This is a genomic window from Streptomyces sp. STAM6 (assembly GCF_054963715.1).
The window spans coordinates 37,243-43,660 of record NZ_JBUEFZ010000046.1; the positions used below are offsets into that span (position 1 = coordinate 37,243).

7 protein-coding genes and 5 tRNA genes are annotated in these 6,418 nt (G+C 73.4%); 6 read left to right on the forward strand and 6 right to left on the reverse strand.

Translation table 11 applies throughout. From position 1 onward, the window contains the following. Positions 1-40: 40 nt before the first annotated feature. The gene (locus ACY34K_RS31065) at positions 41-853 is read right to left on the reverse strand and encodes an aminotransferase class IV (protein ID WP_462753080.1); all 813 of its coding nucleotides are present in this window, start codon (positions 851-853) and stop codon (positions 41-43) included. Then, the gene (locus ACY34K_RS31070; RefSeq protein ID WP_462753082.1) at positions 850-1,905 is read right to left on the reverse strand and encodes a chorismate-binding protein; all 1,056 of its coding nucleotides are present in this window, start codon (positions 1,903-1,905) and stop codon (positions 850-852) included. Before ACY34K_RS31070 ends, ACY34K_RS31065 begins: the two co-directional genes overlap by 4 nt. Positions 1,906-2,051: 146 nt before the next feature. Between ACY34K_RS31070 and ACY34K_RS31075 the strand changes: the two genes are divergently transcribed. From ACY34K_RS31075 to ACY34K_RS31095, 5 genes are all read left to right on the forward strand, one after another. After that, a tRNA-Gly gene (locus tag ACY34K_RS31075) sits at positions 2,052-2,124 on the forward strand. A 35-nt stretch (positions 2,125-2,159) separates the two neighbouring features. Beyond that, a tRNA-Cys gene (locus tag ACY34K_RS31080) sits at positions 2,160-2,233 on the forward strand. 1 nt (position 2,234) lies between these two features. Beyond that, positions 2,235-2,306: transfer RNA gene (locus tag ACY34K_RS31085), tRNA-Val, on the forward strand. A 33-nt stretch (positions 2,307-2,339) separates the two neighbouring features. Then, a tRNA-Val gene (locus ACY34K_RS31090) sits at positions 2,340-2,411 on the forward strand. A 34-nt stretch (positions 2,412-2,445) separates the two neighbouring features. Next, positions 2,446-2,517 (forward strand) — tRNA-Val (locus ACY34K_RS31095). 58 nt (positions 2,518-2,575) lie between these two features. On the opposite strand, the gene ACY34K_RS31100 is transcribed toward ACY34K_RS31095, so the two are convergent. The 4 genes from ACY34K_RS31100 to ACY34K_RS31115 all read right to left on the reverse strand — a co-directional run bounded on the left by ACY34K_RS31100 (position 2,576) and on the right by ACY34K_RS31115 (position 4,770). Beyond that, positions 2,576-2,851, reverse strand: a complete 276-nt coding sequence (locus ACY34K_RS31100) for a TFIIB-type zinc ribbon-containing protein (protein ID WP_462753084.1) — start codon at positions 2,849-2,851, stop codon at positions 2,576-2,578. Between the two features lie 39 nt (positions 2,852-2,890). Then, entirely contained in the window at positions 2,891-3,862 is a 972-nt protein-coding gene (locus ACY34K_RS31105; protein WP_462753086.1) for a phosphotransferase family protein, read from the reverse strand. A gap of 255 nt (positions 3,863-4,117) precedes the next feature. Further along, positions 4,118-4,324, reverse strand: coding sequence for a hypothetical protein (locus ACY34K_RS31110; RefSeq protein WP_462753088.1), 207 nt, complete (start codon positions 4,322-4,324; stop codon positions 4,118-4,120). 188 nt (positions 4,325-4,512) lie between these two features. Next, positions 4,513-4,770 (reverse strand): hypothetical protein, encoded by a 258-nt coding sequence (locus tag ACY34K_RS31115; RefSeq protein ID WP_462753089.1) that lies wholly within the window; start codon positions 4,768-4,770, stop codon positions 4,513-4,515. Between the two features lie 233 nt (positions 4,771-5,003). Here ACY34K_RS31115 and ACY34K_RS31120 point away from each other — a divergent pair, with 233 nt between their 5' ends. Beyond that, on the forward strand, positions 5,004-6,230 hold the full coding sequence (locus tag ACY34K_RS31120) for a serine/threonine-protein kinase (protein WP_462753091.1): 1,227 nt from the start codon (positions 5,004-5,006) through the stop codon (positions 6,228-6,230). Positions 6,231-6,418 lie beyond the last annotated feature (188 nt).

Genomic DNA, 6,418 nt, shown 5'->3' on the forward strand with positions numbered 1-6,418 from the left:
GCCCGGGGCCCGCACATCATCCGGTTGGGCGCGGAGGCGGCTATATCTGTGCGGAGCGCTCGGCGAAGACCCGCATGGCCTTGGCGGTCACGGGGCCGGGGGCGCCCGGCAGGTCGCGGCCGTCGATCCGGTGGACCGCCTGGACGTCGCGGAGGGTGGAGGTCAGGAAGATCTCCTCGGCACGCTCGAGGGCGTCCATGGGCAGGTCGGTCTCCTGGGCGCCGGTCCATTCGACGGTCAGGGCGCGGGTGATGCCGGCGAGGCAGCCGGAGGCGAGGGGTGGGGTGTGCAGCTGGCCGTCCAGGACGACGAAGACGTTGGACCCGGTGCCTTCGCAGAGCCGGCCGACGGTGTTCGCGAAGAGTGCCTCCGAGGCCCCCCGCTCGTGGGCCTTCGCGAGGGCGACGACGTTCTCCGCGTACGAGGTGGTCTTGAGCCCGGCGAGCGCGCTGCGCTCGTTGCGGGTCCACGGGACGGTGATGACGGCGGTGGTGTCGGGGCGGGGCTTGGTCTCGCCGAGGGCGACGACGACGGTGGGGCCGGAGTCCCCCCGGTCGGAGCCGAGCGGGGAGAGCCCGCCGGTGTAGGTGATGCGCAGCCGGCCCAGCTCCATGGGGTTGGCCTCCAGGACGGCGGCGCAGGCCCGGCGGATCTCGTCGAGGTCCGGGTCGGGCAGGCCGAGGCCGCGCGCGGAGCGGGTGAGCCGGTCCAGATGGAGGTCGAGCGCGAAGGGCCGGCCGTGGACGGCCTTGAGCGTCTCGAAGATGCCGTCGCCGACGGTCAGCCCGTGGTCCAGTACCGACACCCTGGCGGCGTCCGCGTCGTGCAGTCCGCCGTTGACCCACAGCTTCATTTCCCGATGGTCCTTCCGCTCGCCTCGTACGTTCCCGACGCTACCGCGAGCAGCCGGGAGGCCTTCAGTTCCGTCTCCGCCCACTCCCGCTCGGGGTCGGATCCCCAGGTGATCCCTGCTCCGGTGCCGAAGCGCAGGACGCCCTCCGCCCGGTCGATCCAGAAGGTGCGTATGCCGACGGCCAGCTCGGCGGTGCGGCGGTCGGCGTCGACCCAGCCGATGCCGCCGCAGTACGGCCCGCGGGGGGCGGTCTCCAGCGCGTCGATGATCTTCAGGGCGCTGGACTTGGGCGCGCCGGTCACCGAGCCCGGCGGGAAGGCGGCGTCGAGGAGCTCCTTCCAGCCGGCCCCGGCGGCGAGCTCGCCGCGCACGGTGGAGACCAGGTGGACCAGGCCGGGGTGCGGCTCGATCACGCACAGCTCGGGGACGGTGACGGAACCGGTGGCGCAGACCCGTCCGAGGTCGTTGCGGACGAGGTCGACGATCATCACGTTCTCGGCGCGGTCCTTGTCGAGGAGGTCCTCGGCGGTCCTGCCGGTGCCCTTGATCGGGCCGGACTCCACGGTGCGGCCCTCTCGCCGCAGGAAGAGCTCGGGCGAGGCCGTGGCGATCTCCACGCCGTGCGCGGGCAGCCGAATCGTTCCGGCATAGGGGGCGGGGTTGCCCCGGGCCAGCAGCGCCGTGAGGGCCTCGACATCGGCCTCGGCGCCGCCGCCGGGGAGCGGCGCGGAGAGCACCCGGCAGAGATTGGCCTGATAGACCTCCCCGGCCGCGATGTGCTCGCGGATCCTGCGCACGCCCGCCGTGTACGCGGCGCGGTCGAGCGAGGACGTCCAGTCGCCCGGCGCGGGGCCGCGCCAGGCGCCGGGGACGGGTTCCGGCACCGGCGCCGGGCGGACGCCACCGAAGCGGGCGCAGGTCAGACGGCCTTCGAAGTCGGCGCAGACCGCCCAGAAGCCGGACGAGTCCAGGGCCTCGGGATCGCTGGTGACATCCCGCAGGTCGGTTGCGACGAGGCCGCCGAAGCGGGCCAGGGGAGCGAGGTGTGGCACGGATGTGAGTCTAGGGCGGAGGGCCGGTGGGACGCTTGGGGCTGGGGTCAGCGCAGCACGCTGGGCAAACGCGTTTTTGTACTGGCCCAGGAATCCGCTAGAGTTCAACACGTCGCCGGGACGCGCAAGCGAAACGGAAACGACAAGCGGACGTGGCTCAGTTGGTAGAGCATCACCTTGCCAAGGTGAGGGTCGCGAGTTCGAATCTCGTCGTCCGCTCGAAGTGGGGGATCTTCCCGAACCCCTGCACTCCGGGTGGAGTGGCCGAGAGGCGAGGCAACGGCCTGCAAAGCCGTCTACACGGGTTCAAATCCCGTCTCCACCTCCAAGGACGATTAGCTCAGCGGGAGAGCGCTTCCCTGACACGGAAGAGGTCACTGGTTCAATCCCAGTATCGTCCACTGATCCGCAAGGATCGGGTCCGCGAGGACCACGCGCGATTAGCTCAGCGGGAGAGCGCTTCCCTGACACGGAAGAGGTCACTGGTTCAATCCCAGTATCGCGCACGCAGTGCCCACGATCTTCGGATCGTGGTCCCGAGGACGATTAGCTCAGCGGGAGAGCGCTTCCCTGACACGGAAGAGGTCACTGGTTCAATCCCAGTATCGTCCACAGCCCGGAGCCCCCGGCCGCAGCTCGCGGCCGGGGGCTCCGTCGTTGCCCGGACTTCTCAGGACGAGAAGAGCATCCGGCCGAAGCTGCGGTGGTGGCCGTGGCCGTGGTGGCCGTGGTGCGGGGCGCCCCAGGCGGGGGCGGGCTGGGCCGGGTAGGCCTGCGGGGCCGGCGGCGCGGGCGGCGCCTGCTGCACCCACTGCGACTCCAGGCGGGTCAGCGCCTCGAGCTCCCCGTAGTCGAGGAAGATCCCCCGGCAGCCGCTGCACTGCTCGATCTGGACGCCATTGCGGTTGTACGTGTGCATGGGCGCATGGCACTTGGGACACTGCATGTCGGCTCAACTCCTCGCCGTTCGGATGGTGGTATCACCCTACGACGAGGGGGTCTGCTTCAACTCGGGTGGGAGTGTGGCGATTCGGGCACAAGCGTCGACGACGCTCAGCTCGACCTCGTCCAGCTCCCGATCCTCCGCGGTTGACTTGGCGACGGCGAGCGCCGCGGTCTGGACGGTCAGGGCCCGGGCGGGCACGTCGAGACGCGGCCACGGGTCTCCCGCGGGCGGCACGGCCGGACCGCCGGCCGCGCGGTAGGCACCGAGGAAACGGTCCCAGACGTCCGGGGGCAGCAGGCCGGACGCGTACCAGGCGGCGGGGCGGGCGAGGTCCCAGGCCGGGTCGCCCAGTCCCAGGTCGTCGACGTCTATCAGCAGCCAGGGGCCGCTGCCCGCGGGGTGGCGGACGAGCTGGCCGAGGTGGAGGTCGCCGTGGCAGAGGGCGCCCGCCACGGGCGAGGGCGCCTCGTCGCGGGCCCAGGCGGGCAGCCCCGCCCACGCGGCCAGCACGGGAGCGGTGGCGGGACGGTCACCGGCCGCCCGCATCCGGGCCACGGCCGCGGCCGCCTTCGCGGGCCCCCGCATGGCCGGCAACGGCCCGGGAAGCGCCCCGGGCGGTACGGCGTGGAGGCGGGCGAGCAGGGCCGCGGTCTCCTCCCAGGGGGCGGCGGAAGGGTCGTCGGGGTCGACGGGCGTCCCGTACGGCCAGGCGGTCACGGGACGGCCCCGCACGTCGCCGGCGGCCACCGGGAGGGGTGGCAGCAGGATCCCGGCGAGCCGCGGGTGCGCGGCGACGGCGAGCCGGACACGGTGGGCGGCGGGGTCCGTGCCGGGAGCGTGCGCCTTGGCGACGGCCCGCCCGTGCCGTACGACGGTCCCGTCGGCCCGGTCGGCCAGCACTCCCCCGGTCCGTCCACAGGCGGAGCACTCTCGGCGTGGCCCGGGCAGGTGCGCGGCCCGGCCGGCGACGGCGTCGAGCGCCCTGACGAGTGGCTCGGTCTCCTGCTGCACGCCCCGACCCTACGGCCCCTCACCAGGGCCCCGCGGCCGGGGACCGGAAACGGGCGGTCCCCGGGGAGGGGCCGCTGCCCGGGACACGCCGTCGGGCACGGAGGCTCCCGGCGGCCGCCCGGGAGAAGACAAAGCGGTGGCCGGTCAGCTCCCCAGCCGACCGGCCACCGCTGCCGTCCGCCGCACCCCCGTCCCCACGGGGTTGTTGGCCGGATGTCCCCGGCCCGGGCCGCTCTCCCGGGCCCGGGGCGCCGCTCAGCGCCCCAGCATCACGCCCACGGACGACGCCTGTGTCATCACTGCCTCCCAGCCGCCGAAGACGACCACCAGCAGTGCGGCCAGGGGAAGAACCATCGCCGTGGCCACCAGCGGGTGGCGCCGGCCGGACGGGCGGACGCCGAACGAGGCGGAAGCCTTCCGTCCCTGCGTGCGGATCATGGTCCGCGATGCCGTGTCCGCCATGGTTCCTCTCCTGTCGTGTCTGGCAGCGGCGGGCGTCCGGCCTCGGGGGACGAGTGCTGCACCCGCCGCTTGACCTCAACACTAGGGAAACGGCGGCCTCCGGGCGTCATGCCCGCGTACCGATTGGCGGGCCTCCCGGAGGATGAGCCACCACCCCGCGGCGTACTCCCCTGGGTGGAGACGCGGACCTAGGACTGGGGGACTTCCCCGAGGGGACGCTCCGAGGAGTCCTCCCTGGGTACGGGCTGCTCGACCAGGGCCAGTACGCGGTTGGCCATGAATCGGGCGGTCCGTACAACCGAGCCGTTCCGGGTGACTTCGCTCACTTCCACCACCCCCCTGCGGACCGCCGTCTCGACCCTGCGCCCCGCCCGGCTTGCCACCACTTCATACGTACGAGTCGTGTCACCGGCGTCCACGACTATCTCCACGCGGTCACCCTTCATTGATCCAACTCCCCCTTCTGCGACGGACCATTGGGAAATCGCACGGGCCAGGAGGCGTGGATCCGCCGCCCTCTGACCACTCCTCAAGTTTCCCACCCAGCACTGACAATCGACCGGGTCGTGAGGGCGCGGCCTATGAGCGTGCCGGGGCGCGGGTACGTAAGCTGTGCCACGTCAAACGGATAACCGCGGCTGCGGGGGTGGGGTCTCCCCACCGTAGGTAGGGGACGGACATGGCGATGATGCGGCTCCGGCGCGAGGATCCGCGTGTCGTCGGCTCGTTCAGGCTGCACCGGCGGCTGGGCGCGGGCGGCATGGGGGTCGTGTACCTCGGTTCCGACCGGCGCGGGCAGCGGGTCGCCCTGAAGGTGATCCGACCGGATCTCGCCGAGGACCAGGAGTTCAGGTCGCGGTTCGCCCGCGAGGTGTCCGCCGCGCGGCGGATCCGCGGCGGGTGCACGGCCCGGCTGGTGGCCGCCGACCTGGAGGCGGACCGTCCCTGGTTCGCCACGCAGTACGTGCCGGGGCCGTCGCTGCACGACAAGGTGGCCGAGGAGGGACCCCTGCCGGCCGCCGATGTGGCCGCGATCGGCGCGGCGCTCTCGGAGGGCCTGGTGGCCGTCCACGAGGCCGGAGTGGTGCATCGGGACCTGAAGCCGTCGAACATCCTGCTCTCCCCCAAGGGCCCGCGGATCATCGACTTCGGCATCGCCTGGGCGACCGGCGCGTCCACCCTCACGCATGTGGGCACGGCCGTGGGCTCCCCCGGTTTCCTGGCGCCCGAGCAGGTGCGGGGCGCGGTGGTCACGCCCGCGACGGACGTCTTCGCGCTGGGCGCCACGCTGGCGTACGCGGCGATGGCCGACTCACCCTTCGGGCACGGCAGTTCCGAGGTCATGCTGTACCGGGTGGTGCACGAGGAGCCGCAGCTGCACGGGGTTCCGGACGCGCTCGCCCCGCTCGTCCGGGCCTGTCTCGCCAAGGAGCCGGAGGAACGTCCCAGCACGCTGCAGCTGTCCATGCGGCTCAAGGAGATCGCCGCGCGGGAGGCCCAGGGCCTGCCGGACACCCGGCCCACGGTGCCGCGGCCCGACCACGGCGGGCACGACCGCACCACGGGGCGGCTGACGGAGCGCTACACGGAGCGCACGACCGAGCGGGCCGGGGACCGGTCCGCACAGGGACGTCCCCAGCGGACGCCGGCGCCCGGGCAGCGGACGGCGCCGGGCACCGCGGGATCGAGGCCGGGGACGAAGCCCGCGGGGCGTCCACGGGGCACGCGCGGCTCGTCGCCCCGCACCGGCGGAGGCCGTCCGGGCTCGCGGCCCGGCATCCGCACGTCGGGCGGCGGGCGCAGGCCGGCGAACCCGCGTCTGCTGCGCCAGCGGATCTTCGTCTTCGTCGTGGTGACGCTGATCGTGCTGCTGGGCATCGCGGCGGCGCAGGGGCTGCAGGGCTAGGGCGTGTTCCGGAGGTAGCGTCGATCGCCCGGAGGGCGGGGCTCCGGCCGGACGGGACTTTCGAAACGCGCCCGAGGGCGCTTCTTGGGGGCACCTCCCGTGCCCGCGGGACCGCGGAGACAGGGGCGCGACCGACGACAACGCGGCGGTCGCGCGTGCCGGGGCTCGCGAGCCCCAGCAGGGTCCGC

What these genes read in the sequence shown, in the direction of transcription:
- ACY34K_RS31110 (WP_462753088.1), bottom strand. Translation starts at nt 4,324, where the DNA reads ATGGCGGACACGGCATCGCGGACCATGATCCGCACGCAGGGACGGAAG.
- ACY34K_RS31120 (WP_462753091.1), top strand. Translation starts at nt 5,004, where the DNA reads ATGGCGATGATGCGGCTCCGGCGCGAGGATCCGCGTGTCGTCGGCTCG.
- ACY34K_RS31065 (WP_462753080.1), bottom strand. Translation starts at nt 853, where the DNA reads ATGAAGCTGTGGGTCAACGGCGGACTGCACGACGCGGACGCCGCCAGG.
- ACY34K_RS31115 (WP_462753089.1), bottom strand. Translation starts at nt 4,770, where the DNA reads ATGAAGGGTGACCGCGTGGAGATAGTCGTGGACGCCGGTGACACGACT.
- ACY34K_RS31100 (WP_462753084.1), bottom strand. Translation starts at nt 2,851, where the DNA reads ATGCAGTGTCCCAAGTGCCATGCGCCCATGCACACGTACAACCGCAAT.